Below are 13931 nucleotides of genomic sequence, written 5' to 3' on the forward strand. Positions count from 1 at the left end.
GTTCCGTCCAACGCTTTAGCGGTATTTGTAAGCGCCCCGCAAGTTGCTGTTTAAATCGGCGCAGGATCATCCTAGGGAGGGCCAGACTGCCCTGTCAAGCGGGCTTCACCCGTCTTCGCGGCGGATCGCCCTGGGGCTCGTCGCCGCCACGGCCGGTGCTTCCAGGCGCGCCCGTTCACGACTGAAGGCCACCCGGTACTTGTTGACGCTGGCCACGTAGTTGACCACCCCGATACCCACCTCCTCGGCGGCGATGCGTTCGACCTGGAAGAACCAGCGATCGCCGTCCAGACCCTGTTTGCGCGCCTTGGCCCGCAGCGCCTGGACGCGCTCCGGGCCGAGGTTGTAGGCCGCCAGGGTAAAGGCGCGGCGCTCGCGCTCGGCAAGCCGCGGACTGGAGAAGAATTCTCGCCGTAGGCGCGCCAGATAGCGGGTGGCGGCCTTGACGTTGTCCTCGGCGGAATGCAGGTTGCGTACCCCGACGCTGCGCGCCGCCCGCGGGGTGATCTGCAGCAGCCCCGCGGCGCGGCCGGCACCGCGGGCATGGGGATCGAGGCCGGATTCCTTGTAGGCCATGGCGGCCAGGGTCAGCCAGTCGAAGTCGTAAGCCTTGGCGTAGCGCTGCAGCAGCGGTCGCACCTGGGCCAGGCGCTTGCGGTCATGGGCCTGTAGCGGATCGCGCACCTGATAGCGGCGCGCATAGGCCTGGCGAAAGGCCTTGTCGTCGTCACGCGCCTGGGGTTGCCGGGCGAAGGCCCGTATCCGCTCGGCGAGCTGGTGCGCCGGGGCACGCAGATACCAGAGCTGCGCCTGGTCATGGGCCACCACCACCCGATCGGCGACCCGCAGGCGCGACAGCACCCGTGTCCAGCGATGCGCCAGGCCGGACTCGACGACGCTGAGCGGATAGATGCCGGCCTGGGTCAGCTCCAGTACGTCTTCCACCGCCAGGGTGGGATCGGCCCACTCGACCTGTACCGGCCGCAGCCTGCGCTTCTCCAGCTGGGCGTTGAGCCGTTCCAGGGCCGGGCCGGCGGCGCTGCCCTGGGGCAGCACCACCCGGCGCCCGGCCAGTTGTTCCAGATGCCGTGGCAGGCGCTGACCACGTCCGCCCACTACCACCAGGCTGGCAGGCGCCGCCACCGACGCGGCGATCAGGGCCGAATGCGGCGGTGGCAGCAGGGTTTCGCCCGGCGCCACCAGATCGCCCTCGCCTCTTTGCAGCGCCGCCAGGAGGTCGTCCTTGGCCTTGGGCACGAAGACCAGGCGCAGCGGCCGGCCGCCGGGCCGCTGCCGCAGGTAGCGGGCGAAGGCCTCCAGGCGCCGATACTCGATGCCCAGCGCCTGGCCGTTCCATTCGCCGGAGCTGTGCCGACTCTGGTTGACCAGGACGCGCAACTCGCCGGTACGCTCGATGGCAGTCAGGTCGCGGGCCGCGACATGCCGTGGTGCTTCGGGTGGCAGCGCGCCGAGCCGTGCCTGGGCGGAACCGGCGAGCAGGCAGCCGAGGATGACAAGGGTGAATCGAAACGGCATCCAGGACTCCTGACCTGGCCGGGACAGCGCCGATAGCACCCGGACTACGGATAGAATGATGGAACAAAGTCTGTAGAAGGTCCGCACCATGCAATTGATCGACATCGGCGTCAACCTCACCCACCCCAGCCTGCTCAAGGAGGTGGATGCGGTGATCGAGCGGGCCCAGGCCGCCGGTGTGATGCAACTGGTGCTGACCGGTACCACCCTGGAAGACAGCGAGAACGCCCTCAATCTCTGCCTGCGCCTGGACGCCGGCGAAGCCCTGTTCAGCACCGCGGGCGTCCATCCCCACGAAGCCTCGACCTGGAACGCAGCCGCGGCCAGGACCCTGCGTGACCTGGCCGGCCAGTCCAAGGTGCGGGCCCTGGGCGAATGCGGCCTGGACTTCAATCGCGACTTCACCCCGCGACCGCAGCAGGAGCGCTGCTTCGAGGAACAGCTGGCCCTGGCCGCCGAATTGCGCCGTCCGGTGTTTCTCCACGAACGCGACGCCAGCGAGCGGATGCTGGCGATCCTGCGCGACTATCGCGACCATCTGCCGGCCGCCGTGGTGCACTGCTTCACCGGCGAGCGCAAGGCGCTCTACGGCTATCTGGATCTCGACCTGCACCTGGGCATCACCGGCTGGATCTGCGACGAGCGCCGTGGCCTGCACCTGCACGAGCTGGTCGGGCAGATCCCGGTCGGTCGGCTGATGCTGGAAACCGATGCCCCCTACCTGCTGCCGCGTACCCTCAGACCCAAGCCGCGCCATGGCCACAACGAACCGGCCTTCCTGCCGGAGATCTTGCGCACCGTGGCGCGCCTGCGCAACGAAACGCCGGAGCAGACCGCCCTGCACACCACCGCCACCGCTCGTGCCTTCTTCGATCTGCCGGAGATCGCCGAGCCAGAGCGGGTGGAGGACTACGACTAGGCGCAGGACGCCGCTGCGCTAAAGTCGCGTAGGCCGGAGCCGTTAACCTCAGGGCTTGTTCCGCGGCGTCACCCTCCTCCCTGCAGGACGTTGACGCCAGTCAAGATCCGGGGCGCGCCGGCCTGCCAGGCTGTGCGGCCCCGCCGACTGGATGCCCCCTATGTTTGCCTGGCTGCGCGATATTTCCCTCAAGTACAAATTCTGGGCGGTCAACGCCGTCGCCTTCGTCACCAGCCTCTTGCTGGTGCTGTTCGCCATGCAGCTGGAAGTCTCCGGTCGCGCCGAACAGCTCAAGGCGGTCAAGGCCGCCGTGGGCGACGCGGCGGCCAGGCTGAGCGCCCCGACCTTCGGCGACATCTTTATCGCCCGGGCGCCGGAATACGCCCTGGCCGTGGGTGTGTTGATGCTGGTGCTGCTGGTGGCCTCGCAGCTCCTGATCCGCTTCATCCTCGGCAATCTGCAGCGCCTCAAGGACACCATGCTGCGGGTGGAGCGCGACGGCGATCTCACCGCCCGGGTCGAGGTGCGCGGGCGTGACGAGGTTGGGCAGATGACCCAGGCCTTCAACGCCATGCAGGACAGCTACACCCGCGTCGTCGGTACCGTGGCCGCCAGCGCCTCGCGCCTGGACGAAGGCGCCGGGCGCCTGGCCAGCGGCATGCAGGGCGTCCGTGGTGGCATGCACGATCAACAGCACGAGACCGACCAGGCCGCCACCGCGATCAACGAGATGAGCGCCACCGTGCAGCAGATCGCCGAGCACGCTGCCGGCACCCGCGACCAGTCCCAGGAGGCCGATCGCCTGGCCGGCGCCGGCCAGCAGGCGGTGGAGCGCGTCGGCCATTCCATCGCCGACCTGTCCCAGGGCGTGCAGCAGACCGCGGTGATGATCCAGGAGCTGGCCGAGAACAGCGAGCGCATCACCAGCGTGGTCAACGTCATCCACGGCATCGCCGAGCAGACCAACCTGCTGGCGCTCAACGCCGCCATCGAGGCGGCCCGCGCCGGCGAGGCCGGCCGTGGCTTCGCCGTGGTGGCCGACGAAGTACGCAACCTGGCCAAGCGTGTCCAGGGCTCCACCGACGAGATCACGCGCATGGTCGACAGCCTCCAGGCTGGCACCCGCGATGCCGTGGAATTCATGCGCGAGAGTTCGCTCAAGGCCGACGATTGCGTGGTCCAGGCCGGCGCCGCCGGGCAGGCCCTGGCCGACATCACCGCCGCCGTGACCCTGATGCGCGACAGCAACACCCAGATCGCCGTGGCAGCGGAGCAGCAGGCCCAGGTGGCGGAAGAGATGAGCAGGTCGGTTGTAGGCATCCGCGATGTCACGGAAAGGACCATGCTGCTGACGCAGGAGTCGGCCAGCACCAGCACCGAACTGGCCGCCCTCGCAGGAACCCTGAATCAGGCGATCCGCCAGTTGCGCCTATAGCCTTCATAGCGAGAGCGCATTCGCGCGGTTGCCCGACAGGCGGCAAGATGCCCGCACGTTTTTGGAGAACCGCCATGCGCTCGGTCACCACCCTCACTTCTGCCGTTCTGTTGTTACTGGGCCTGGGCTGCATCGCCCAGGCACTCGGCAATCCGCATCCGCAACCGCTGATCCTGGCGGCCGTCGTCTGTCTGGTGGCCTTCGCCCTGCAGGAACCCGACGCCCTCCCCGTGCCTCAGTCGTTGCGCGTCTGACGCTCACGCAGCTGGCGTTTCAAGGCTTTAAGCGCCCTCGATAGCGCCGCCGGATCCGCAGGTCGACCAGCATAGCGCTGTGCCTGGAACTCCGCGGAGAACGCCATTATCGCCGCGCGTGCCGCCGGCAATTCGGCCATGGCGCGCCCGGCGAAGCTGCCGGCAGGCTCCCCGCCTTGCCTCTTTATCCCCTGGCGCGCCAGCAGGCGCTCGAACTGGCCGAAGCGCGTCAGCAGGGGATCGCGGGTCCGCTGCCAGGGCTTGAGCACCAGCAGCGCCATCACCCCGAGAACGCCCAGCACCACCACTGCCAACAGCAGTCCCAGCCGTTGCAGCGAGCCCTCGCCGAGCAGTCGCTTGAACAGTTCGCCCTGGGTGTCTTCCTGGTAGTTGAGCACCCAGCGCTGCCAGCCGTAGTTGACGCGGTCCCAGCCCAGACGCAGTTCATCGAGCCAGGCCAGGTTGCGATAGCGATTGGCGGCGAAGGGATTGTCGGCGAGGAATTCACTGGCCGCGCCCTGGGCCGCCAGGGCCTCCTGCAAGCCGCGCTCGATCCGCTCGGGCGCTACCTGGGCGGTGGGATCGACGCTGATCCAGCCGCGCCCTGGCAGCCAGTATTCCACCCAGGCATGGGCATCGAATTGCTGCACCAGCAGATAGCCACCCGCCGCGTTGAATTCGCCGCCCTGGTAGCCCGCCACCACCCGCGCGGGGATGCCCGCCACCCGCAGAGCAAAGGTCATGGCGCCGGCATAGTGGGCGCAGAAACCGCGACGGTTGTCGAAGAGAAAGGCGTCGATGGCATCGACGCTCGCCGTAGGCGGCTGCAGGGTGTAAACGAAGGGCTGCTGGCGGAAATAGGCCAGGATCGCCTGGGCCAGGGCCTCGGGCGTCGACGCCTGGGTCTTGAGCTGGGCTACCCAAGCACGGGTACGCGGTTCGCCGCCACTGGGCAGCTGCAGCGCGCGCCGCTGGCTGGAGGCGGACAGCCGCTCCGGCTCGCGGATGGCCTGCGGCCAGCTGGAAACCCGGTAGAGCAGCGCCTGGTCCACCGGGCGGCGGCGCTGCAGGTGGAAGTCGCTGGCCAGGCGCACGTCGCGCTGATCGCTGCGCGCCACGTCCAGGCCATAGAGCCAGGGCCGACCACTCGGCTCCATGACAACCTGATAATCCAGTTGGAGTCCGCGCGGCGTCCAGGCCGGTTCCGGACTCCAGGCCGTGTCGGGATCGACCGACCAGCGCGCGCCATCGAAGCGTTCGTAGGTGGTGGCCCGCCAGTAGAGGTCACGCTGCGCGGGCCGGTCGCCGGCGAAGCTGACCCGGAACACCCGCTCGGCGGATTGCGACAGCTGGGCGATCTCGCCGGGCGCCATGCTGTCGCCCAGTCCGGTGCGCGCCTGGTCGCCCGGTTGCGGCAGCGACCACAGCGGACCGATGCGCGGAAACACCAGGAACAGCAGCAGCATCAGGGGCACCGCCTGCAGCAGCAGGGTACCGGCGACTTTCAGCGTCGCCAGCGGCCGACTGGCCAGGGCGCTCTGCTGCAGACCGATCAGCGCCGCCACCAAGGCGGTCACCGGCAGCAGGCTGTAGAGCGCGGCGAGCAGGCCGTCCTCGAACAGGTAGGCGATCACCACCGCGAAGAAACCCAGGTAGATCACCACCAGGGCATCGCGGCGACTGTGCATCTCGATCAGCTTGAGGGCGAAGGTCACCAGCAGCAGCACGGCACCGGCGTCCAGGCCGATGAAGGAGCCGCGCGACAGCCAGATGCCGCCCATGGTCAAGAGCAGCAGGCCGCCCTTCTCGATCCGCGTCGGCGCCCGCACCTGCATGCGGAACAGCAGCACCCGCCAGCCGGCGCACAAGGCCCAGAGCAATCCGACCCAGGGCGGCAGATGGGTGAGGTGCGGCAGGATCACCAGGGCCTGGGCCACCAGCAGCCAGATCAGGGCGATGCGCGGAATGGGTTGCGGCACGGCGGTGCTCATGTCGGCCGTCCGAACAGGGCCAGGGCCTGCAGCGCCGCGTCACGCTGGCTCTCGCCGGTGGCCGGCGCCAGCTCCACCCCGGGCAGGCGCAGGCCGAAGCGCAGCTGGCGGGCGCTGCAGTCCAGCACCGCCTGGCACAGCCAGGACAGCCGGGTCTCGGTGTCGCCATCGAGTACGCTGAAATCCAGCCAGAGTTCGCTGCCGGCCAGGGCGGTGAAGTCCTTGACCAGCAGGCCCTGGCCGCGGGAAAAGGCCTTCCAGTCCAGCCGCCGGCGCGAATCGCCGGGCTGATAGGGCCGCAGCCCCTGGAAGTCGTCGGCGCCCTGTCCGGCCTGGCGCTGGCCCTCCTCGCCGCCGGCATCCTGGCCGCTGCGTAGTGGCGTCGTGGTCGCCAGGGGCTGCGGATAGACCAGGGCGCGCACGTCCAGGTCCAGCCAGCTCCAGGCGACGAACAGGCCGAGGGGAAAGCGGCTCTCCACCCGCAGCCGTCCGGGTCTCAGCCAGCCGCGGCTCGGCGCCGGGTGAAAGATCTGCAGGGCGACGCTCTCCTCCGCCGGTACGTCGCTGAGCACCAGCGGCTCGTTACGCCAGCCCAGGGCGATGCCCTGGTGCGCGCGGCCACTGCTCTCCAGGCGCAGGCGAAATCCGGCGACCTCCCCGGCGAACACCGGGCTGGCGCCGCCGCCGACCAGTTGCAGGCCGGCCAGGTTGCGATAGGTGTGCAACATGGCCACCAGCGCTAGGGAAAACAGCAGGAAGGTCAGGCCATAGGCCAGGCTGTTCTGGTAGTTGATACCGGCCAGCAGCATCAGCAGCAAGGCGATGGCGAAGGCGCCGCCCTGGCGGGTGGGCAGGATGAAGATGCGTCGCTGATCGAGGGTGATGCGATTGGCCGGCGGAATCCGCCGTGTCAGCCAGCCGTCTCGATAGCGCTGCCAGGCGCCGCCGGTCACAGCGCCGGGACTTCGCGCAGCAGCCACTGCACCAGGGCGCCGCCACCGTGCCCGGCAGGATCGGCGATGTCGCGCAGGCGATGTCCGGCCACCGCCGGCAGCACCGTCTGGACGTCCTCGGGCAGCACGTGGTCGCGCCCCGCCAGCAGCGCCCAGGCCCGCGCCGCGGCCAGCAGCGCCAGGCTGCCGCGTGGCGACAGGCCGAGGGCGAAGGAGGTCTGGGTGCGGGTGGCCTCCACCAGGCGCAGCACATAATCCACCACCGCCTCGCTGGCGTGGATGCGCGGCACCTCGGCCTGGATCAGCCGCAACTGGGCGTGATCCAGCAGGGGCTCCAGCCGCGGCAGTTGCTCGCGTCCGGAACCGCCGAGCAGCAGCGCCCGCTCGGCGGCGCGCCCGGGATAGCCGAGCGACAGGCGCATCAGGAAGCGATCGAGCTGGGATTCCGGCAGGGCAAAGGTGCCGCCCTGGGAGATGGGATTTTGGGTGGCGATGACAAAGAAGGGATCGGGCAAGGGCCGGGTGGCGCCCTCGATGGTCACCTGCCCCTCCTCCATGGCTTCCAGCAGCGCGCTCTGGCTCTTGGGCGTGGCGCGATTGATCTCGTCGGCCAGCAGCAATTCGGCGAACACCGGCCCGGGATGGAAGACGAACTGCCCGCTGTCGCGATCGAACACCGAGGTGCCGAGGATATCGCCGGGCAGCAGATCCGAGGTGAACTGGATGCGCTGGAAGGACAGCCCCAGCACCTTGGCCAGGGCATGGCTGAGGGTGGTCTTGCCCATCCCGGGCAGGTCCTCGATCAGCAGGTGACCCCGCGCCAGCAGGCAGGCCAGCGCCAGCCTGACCTGGGTTTCCTTGCCCAACAAAACGCCGTCTACCGCCTTGAGACAGGCGTTCAACCTATCGTGCATGCCCTGAGGTCTCTCGCCTTGCGCCGACCCGAGAAGGGGTCGGCCTGCAGAACGAGAATAGCAGCACCTTTTGCCGGCGACCGCCGTCCCGGAGGTTTACCGCTTATTTCAGGGTGGCGAGGATCTCTTCCACGGCGCGGGCCGGATCGGCGGCGCGGGCGATGGGCCGGCCGATCACCAGGTAGTCGGAGCCGGCATCCAGGGCTTCGCGCGGGGTGAGGATGCGGCGCTGGTCGTCCAGGGCACTGCCGGCCGGCCGGATGCCGGGGGTGACCAGTTGCAGCGCCGGCTGCGCGGCCTTGAGCGCCGAGGCCTCCTGGGCCGAGCAGACCAGCCCGTCCAGGCCGGCGCGAGCGGCCAGACCGGCCAGGCGCAGGACCTGCTCCTGGGGATCCACGTCCAGGCCGATGTCGGCCAGGTCCTCGCGCTCCATGCTGGTCAGCACGGTGACACCGATCAGCAGCGGCTTGGGACCGCTCATGGCCTCCAGGGTCTCGCGGCAGGCGGTCATCATGCGCAGGCCGCCCGAGCAGTGGACATTGACCATCCAGACGCCCATCTCCGCCGCGGCCTTGACCGCCATGGCGGTGGTGTTGGGGATGTCGTGGAATTTCAGGTCGAGGAAGACTTCGAAGCCGCGCGTGCGCAAGGCTTCCACCACGCCGGCGGCGCTGGCGGTGAACAGCTCCTTGCCGACCTTGACCCGACAGGTGGCGGGGTCGAGGCGGTCGGCCAGCGCCAGGGCGGCGGACGACGAAGGGAAATCCAGGGCGACGATGATGGGGGACTGGCAGGCGGACATGGGAGCTCTCGGCAAAACGGCAAAGGCCGGCATTTTCGCAGAAAAGCGCCGCCCCGGCACTTGGCCGCTGTCGGCATGCGCTCCCCTCCTTTAACTCGGCTTGAGCAATCGCTCGCGCAGCCAGTTGCCCGCCGGACCCAGTGGCCGCCGCCGCGACCAGACCACATCCACCGCTACCCGCTGCGGCCAGCCGGGAACGGCCAGTTCCACCAGCCGTCCTTGGCCGAACGTAGCCACCAGCCAAAGCGGCAGCTCAGCCCAGCCGAACCCCTGCACCGCCATGTCCAGCAGCAGCAGATAGTCGGGCGCCGACCAGCAGCGACCGCGGGTGTCCGGCAGGCGACTGACCTGCTGGGAGGCTTCGGTCACGGTGCTCAGGCGCAGCAGGCGATAGGGCGCCAGGTCGGCGGGTGTGACCCTTTCCAGCGCCGCCAGCGGGTGATCGGCAGCCACGTACAGGCCAAAGGTCACCAGGCCATCCAGGGTTGCCGCCTCGATGTCCGCCGGATAAGGCGGCTGACCCGCCAGCAAGCCCAGGTCCGCCCGCCCCTGTACCAGGTTGAGCACATCGGCGTCTTCGGCGATCAGGCATTCGAATTCGAGATCCGGATAGCGCTGGTCCAGCTCGGCCAGGAGCGCCTCATAGCGGGTGGGCTGGTAGGTATCGGAAATCACCAGGGTCAGGCGCGGCTCCACCCCGGCCGCGAGCTGGGTGGCGCGATTGGCCAGGCGGTCATGGGCCGAGAGTACGGCGCGGGCCTGGTCGAGCAGTTGCTCGCCGGCAGCCGTCAGCACCGGGTAGCGGCCCTGGCGATCGAACAGCGGCACCCCTAGTTCGTCCTCCAGCCGGGCGATGCTCTCGCTGATACTGGACTGCCGCTTGCCCAACACCCGGGCCGCCGCACTGAAGGAGCCTGTCGCGGCTGCCTCGACGAAGGCCTCGAGGGCTTCGGCATTGGGATACATATCGGCTCAGCCTATGGATTCCATTTTGATCTCCCCAGCTTAACCGATGAGACTAAGGGCCTGTCCATTGTGGAGTCGTCTCATGTCCATTCCGCTCACCCAGCGTCCTGCGAGTGCTCGCGTGCTGCATGCCCTGCTTTTCGAAGGCCTCGCGGTGCTGCTCGCCACCCCGACCCTGGCCTGGCTGCTGGATCGCTCCCTAGGGCACATGGGCCTGCTCACCGCGGCCTTTTCCGCTATCGCCATGCTCTGGAATCTGGTCTTCAACCTGGGCTTCGATCGACTGCAGGAGCGCCTGGGCTTCACCCGTGGCCTGGGTGTGCGGCTGCTGCACGCCCTCGGCTTCGAAGGGGGATTAATCGTTGTGCTGGTGCCCCTGGCCGCCTGGTGGCTGTCCATCGGTCTCTGGCAGGCGCTGCTGCTGGACCTGGGACTGATCCTGTTCTTCCTGCCCTATACCCTGGCGTTCAATTGGCTCTACGACCTGGGTTACGCCGCCTGGGTCAGGCGCACGAATGCGAGCTGCCGGGCGCACTGACGGCCTCTCCCGTGGTCGAAGCGATATAGCCATTCAAGGAGAAGAAAGATGCCCTGGTATGCCTGGTTGATCCTGCTGGTTGCCATCGGCTCGGTGGTCGGCAGCCTGCTCATGCTCAAGGACACGGCGCGCAAGGTGCCCTTGACCGACGAACAGAAAACCAAGATCCGGCAGCGCAATGCCGAGATGGATGCCAAGGAGGCCCAGGACCGCTGATGGCGCTCCGGGTTGTCCAGACGAAGCCCTGCCGCGTCTCGTGCGGCAGGGCTTCATAGTCTCAGGACTCCAGCGGGACCTTGGTGTTGACGTATTCCGGCACTTCCGCCAGTGGCAGGCTGCGCACCTGCTCGCGGGTCGGTCCCTGGCGCTTGGGTAGCGGCTCCAGGGATTGCGGCTGACCGCTCTGCAGAGCGCGCTCGATGGCCGCCAGCACGCGCACGTCGCGCCAGCCCTCCTCCCCGTCCATCTCCGGCTGACGATCCTCGAGGATGCAATCGGAGAAATAGGCCGTCTCACCGCCGAAGTGATCCACCACCGGCGCCTTGAACTCTTCTGTCTCCCCATCCACCGTCAGGCGATAGCCAATGGCGACGCCTTCGCCGAAACCGAAGCACGGCGAGGCCTCGATCGCGCCCTTGCGGCCCACCAGCTGGAAGCGCTCGGTGTTGGGGCCGCTGAAGCTGACGGAGAACGTCGCCAGCCGCTCCTCGGGAAAGCGCAAGGTCACGGTCACGGCATCCCAGGTGGTGATGTCGCGCCCGGGCGTCTGCACCCCGACGGCACTGACCTCGATGGGCTCGTCACCAAAGAGCGCCCGCACGGCGTTGAGTGGATAGGGCCCCATGTCGGTGACGGGACCGGCCCAGAAGCCGCTCTGGGCACGGTGGTTGGCCGTGTCGACCGGCTGGGTGAAGGTCGAGGTAAACAGGCGCGGATCGCCGATCTCGCCGTTGCGCACCCGCTCGATCATCTCCACCGTGCCCGGCTCGCAGTGCAGTCGATAGGCGATCATCAGCTTGGCTCCGGAGCGCTCAGCCGCCGCGTTAATCGCCTGGCATTCTTCCTCGCTGATCGCCATGGGCTTTTCCAGCAGGACGTGAATGCCGGCGTCCAGCGCCGGTACGGCGAATTCCAGATGGCGAAAATTGGGCGTGGCCAGGTAGATCGCATCGATCTCGCCGGAAGACAACAGCGCCGGGAATTCTTCGTAGGTATAGCTCTTGAGACCGTACTTGGCGGCCAGATCCCGCGCCTTGACGGGATCGCCGGTGACCAGGGCGGTCATCTCGGAATTGCGGGTCTGGCCGACCCCGGGCATGAAGGCGCCCTGGGAAATCCAGCCACCGCCTACCACCGCATAACGAATCTTGCCTGTCGCACTGGGCATGGAACGCTCCCGAATCCGGGCAGACGTTGTGTCCGCCACCTGAACTGTCGGCAAGCGTTGCGGCGATGAAGTTCCGGGCCGATGTTCAGCACCGACCACCTGGCAGCCTCGGACTAGCGCCGAAAGCGCAATTCGACCTCCGCCCCTTCGAAGTCGTCGCTGCGATCCCGACTGATTACCCGACCGCCCAGTTCGAAACGACCGGGGTCGCCTTCCTTGCGAAACAGCTGCGGCAGCAGACCCGCCTCGGCGACGCTGTTGTCGGCCTTGCCCGAGCCCAGGCGACGAGCGCTCACCGACGGGGACGCCGCTTCACCGGGCACGCTGAGGTCGAGCGGATGGGCGACAGCCGGCGTCGGCTTGGGCACGGCAGGCTTCTTGAGCTGGCTGTTCCTGGCCAGGTCCTGTTTCTTGGGTGGCGGTGCAGGCAGCACGAAGGCCCTGGTCGGGAGCGGGTCCAGGCGGTAGGCGCGCAGATCGGCGGCGCTGCCCTGGGGCTCGGTTGCCACCGATGACTTCGGCGCCTCTGGCGCTGGCGCCGCTGCCGGAGGCGCCTTGGCCGTAGCGGGCGGTGACTTGTTATCGCAGCCCGCCAGCAGCAGGGTCACGGCCAGCACCGTCGTTGCCAGGTATCCACGCATAGGCTCACCACACTCAAGATATCGCCCCCGGAGCGAGGCACCAGGCGCGACAGGGCGAAGTCTCTACAACCGACTCTGCTGTCCCGTGGCGGGTTCCAGGCGTGCCGCTAGGCGGCCAGGCTTTCCTGGCAGAGCTGACGGGCGAGCAACCCGAGGATCATCAGCGCCCGTTGAGCGTCGCGCCCCCAGGGCAGACCGCAATTGAGACGGATGCAGTGATTGAACTGGTCAGTGTTGCTGAAGATCATGCCCGGCGCGATGCTCACCCCCTGATCCAGGGCACGCTGGTGCAGCAGGCGGGTGTCCACCCGCACCGGCAGGCTGACCCAGAGGATGAAGCCGCCATTGGGCCGACTCATCTGGGTGCCTTCGGGAAAGTGCTCCTGGATCGCCAGCTGGAAGGCGGTCATGTTGCGCCGGTATTCCTGGCGGATGGCTCGCAGGTGGCGGTCATAGCCGCCGTTCTCCAGATAGGCGGAGACCCCCATCTGGGTCACGCTGCAGGCGGAATGGGTGGTAAAGGTCTGCAGGCGGCAGATGTCTTCCTGGTAGGGCCCGGCCACCACCCAGCCGATGCGAACACCGGGCGAAAGGGTCTTGGAAAAGCTCGAGCAGTAGATGACCCGACTCTGCTTGTCGAGCGCCTTGAGCGCCTTGGAGCCGCTGTCGTAGGTCAGCTCGCCATAGATATCGTCCTCGACGATGGCGATGTTGCGCTCGGCCGCCAGCCTCAGCAGCTGCTTCTGCCGCGCCTCCGGCATGCTGCCCCCAGGGGATTGCTCAGCCGCGCGGCCACCACCAGGGCCTTGACCGGCCACTGGCTCGCGGCCAGCTGCAGCGCCTCCACGCTGAGCCCGGTCTCGGGATCGCAGGGGATCTCGATCACCTTGAGGCCCAGCACCTCGGCCAGCTGCAGCAGCCCGTAGTAGGACGGCGATTCGGTAGCGATCAGGTCGCCCGGCTTGGTCAGCACCCGCAGCGACATCTGCAGCGCATCCACGCAGCCATGGGTGATCACCACCTCTTCCGGACCCACCACCACCCCCGCATCGCGCAGGCGGATGGCCACCTGGCGGCGCAGGGGCTCGTAGCCCGGACTGTGCAGATAGGAAAAGGCCGCGCGGGCCTGGAAACGGGTCACCTTGGACAGTTGCTGGTGCAGGGCCCGCAAGGGCAGGTAGTCGGGCTGGGGGACCGCCATGCCGAGGGGCACCACGCCTTCCCGCCGCGATTCCGCCAGCACCTGGTTGATGATGCCCGCGCGGGTCACTAGGCTGGGCCGCTCCACCGTGGCGATGTCCGGCGTCGGCGCGGTCAGCGCCGGGGTCTGGTGCACATAGAAGCCCGATTGCGGCCGGGCCCGGATCAGCCCCTGGTCTTCCAGGGTGGCATAGGCCTGCAGCACGCTGGCATGGCTGACGCCCAACTGCTGACTCAGCTTGCGCACCGAAGGCACCCGTTCGCCGGGCTTGTAGACCCCCGTGCGGATGTCGTTCGCCAGTTGCTGGGCGATGCGCTGGTAGAGCAACAGATTGGTCATGGCGTCTTCCTGGACGAAAGCGGAACAGTAGCAGGCTACCCTGAAGGTATACCGG

General features: G+C 68.2%; 13 protein-coding genes and 1 pseudogene. 5 read left to right on the forward strand and 9 right to left on the reverse strand.

Features of this window, described 5'->3' with window-relative positions; genetic code table 11:
- Positions 1–105: 105 nt before the first annotated feature.
- Positions 106–1536, reverse strand: coding sequence for a transglycosylase SLT domain-containing protein (locus tag BGI51_RS00685; protein WP_187980008.1), 1431 nt, complete (start codon positions 1534–1536; stop codon positions 106–108).
- Between the two features lie 88 nt (positions 1537–1624).
- Here BGI51_RS00685 and BGI51_RS00690 point away from each other — a divergent pair, with 88 nt between their 5' ends.
- From BGI51_RS00690 to BGI51_RS00700, 3 genes are all read left to right on the forward strand, one after another.
- Positions 1625–2455, forward strand: coding sequence for a TatD family hydrolase (locus tag BGI51_RS00690; protein ID WP_187980009.1), 831 nt, complete (start codon positions 1625–1627; stop codon positions 2453–2455).
- A gap of 160 nt (positions 2456–2615) precedes the next feature.
- The gene (locus BGI51_RS00695; protein ID WP_187980010.1) at positions 2616–3890 is read left to right on the forward strand and encodes a methyl-accepting chemotaxis protein; all 1275 of its coding nucleotides are present in this window, start codon (positions 2616–2618) and stop codon (positions 3888–3890) included.
- 74 nt (positions 3891–3964) lie between these two features.
- A complete protein-coding gene (locus BGI51_RS00700; protein WP_133862705.1) occupies positions 3965–4144 on the forward strand; it encodes a hypothetical protein in 180 nt (59 codons plus the stop codon).
- On the opposite strand, the gene BGI51_RS00705 is transcribed toward BGI51_RS00700, so the two are convergent.
- The 5 genes from BGI51_RS00705 to BGI51_RS00725 form a co-directional block, all read right to left on the reverse strand.
- On the reverse strand, positions 4126–6135 hold the full coding sequence (locus BGI51_RS00705; RefSeq protein WP_187980011.1) for a transglutaminase TgpA family protein: 2010 nt from the start codon (positions 6133–6135) through the stop codon (positions 4126–4128). The two genes, BGI51_RS00700 and BGI51_RS00705, sit on opposite strands and share 19 nt — an antisense overlap.
- On the reverse strand, positions 6132–7088 hold the full coding sequence (locus tag BGI51_RS00710) for a DUF58 domain-containing protein (RefSeq protein ID WP_187980012.1): 957 nt from the start codon (positions 7086–7088) through the stop codon (positions 6132–6134). Before BGI51_RS00710 ends, BGI51_RS00705 begins: the two co-directional genes overlap by 4 nt.
- Positions 7085–8002 carry an AAA family ATPase gene (locus BGI51_RS00715; RefSeq protein ID WP_007160574.1) on the reverse strand — a complete coding sequence of 306 codons (918 nt, stop codon included), beginning with the start codon at positions 8000–8002 and terminating at the stop codon, positions 7085–7087. Before BGI51_RS00715 ends, BGI51_RS00710 begins: the two co-directional genes overlap by 4 nt.
- A 103-nt stretch (positions 8003–8105) precedes the next feature.
- A complete protein-coding gene (gene pyrF, locus BGI51_RS00720; RefSeq protein ID WP_187980013.1) occupies positions 8106–8804 on the reverse strand; it encodes an orotidine-5'-phosphate decarboxylase in 699 nt (232 codons plus the stop codon).
- Positions 8805–8894: 90 nt separating this feature from the next.
- The gene (locus tag BGI51_RS00725) at positions 8895–9770 is read right to left on the reverse strand and encodes a LysR family transcriptional regulator (RefSeq protein ID WP_187980014.1); all 876 of its coding nucleotides are present in this window, start codon (positions 9768–9770) and stop codon (positions 8895–8897) included.
- An 82-nt stretch (positions 9771–9852) separates the two neighbouring features.
- On the opposite strand from BGI51_RS00725, the gene BGI51_RS00730 reads away from it, so the two are divergent.
- Positions 9853–10308 (forward strand): multidrug/biocide efflux PACE transporter, encoded by a 456-nt coding sequence (locus tag BGI51_RS00730; RefSeq protein WP_187980015.1) that lies wholly within the window; start codon positions 9853–9855, stop codon positions 10306–10308.
- A gap of 48 nt (positions 10309–10356) precedes the next feature.
- On the forward strand, positions 10357–10524 hold the full coding sequence (locus BGI51_RS00735; protein ID WP_007160578.1) for a DUF2897 family protein: 168 nt from the start codon (positions 10357–10359) through the stop codon (positions 10522–10524).
- A gap of 61 nt (positions 10525–10585) precedes the next feature.
- On the opposite strand, the gene BGI51_RS00740 is transcribed toward BGI51_RS00735, so the two are convergent.
- From BGI51_RS00740 to BGI51_RS00750, 3 genes and pseudogenes are all read right to left on the reverse strand, one after another.
- Positions 10586–11695, reverse strand: a complete 1110-nt coding sequence (locus BGI51_RS00740) for a Gfo/Idh/MocA family protein (RefSeq protein ID WP_187980016.1) — start codon at positions 11693–11695, stop codon at positions 10586–10588.
- 113 nt (positions 11696–11808) lie between these two features.
- Positions 11809–12336: a hypothetical protein gene (locus tag BGI51_RS00745; RefSeq protein ID WP_252977182.1), complete on the reverse strand. Its 528-nt coding sequence runs from the start codon at positions 12334–12336 to the stop codon at positions 11809–11811.
- Positions 12337–12443: 107 nt separating this feature from the next.
- Positions 12444–13876: pseudogene (locus tag BGI51_RS00750) on the reverse strand (PLP-dependent aminotransferase family protein).
- Positions 13877–13931 lie beyond the last annotated feature (55 nt).

Origin of the sequence: Pseudomonas oryzihabitans (genome assembly GCF_014522265.1) — a bacterium.
In the GTDB taxonomy this organism is placed as follows: Bacteria; Pseudomonadota; Gammaproteobacteria; order Pseudomonadales; family Pseudomonadaceae; genus Chryseomonas; species Chryseomonas aestiva.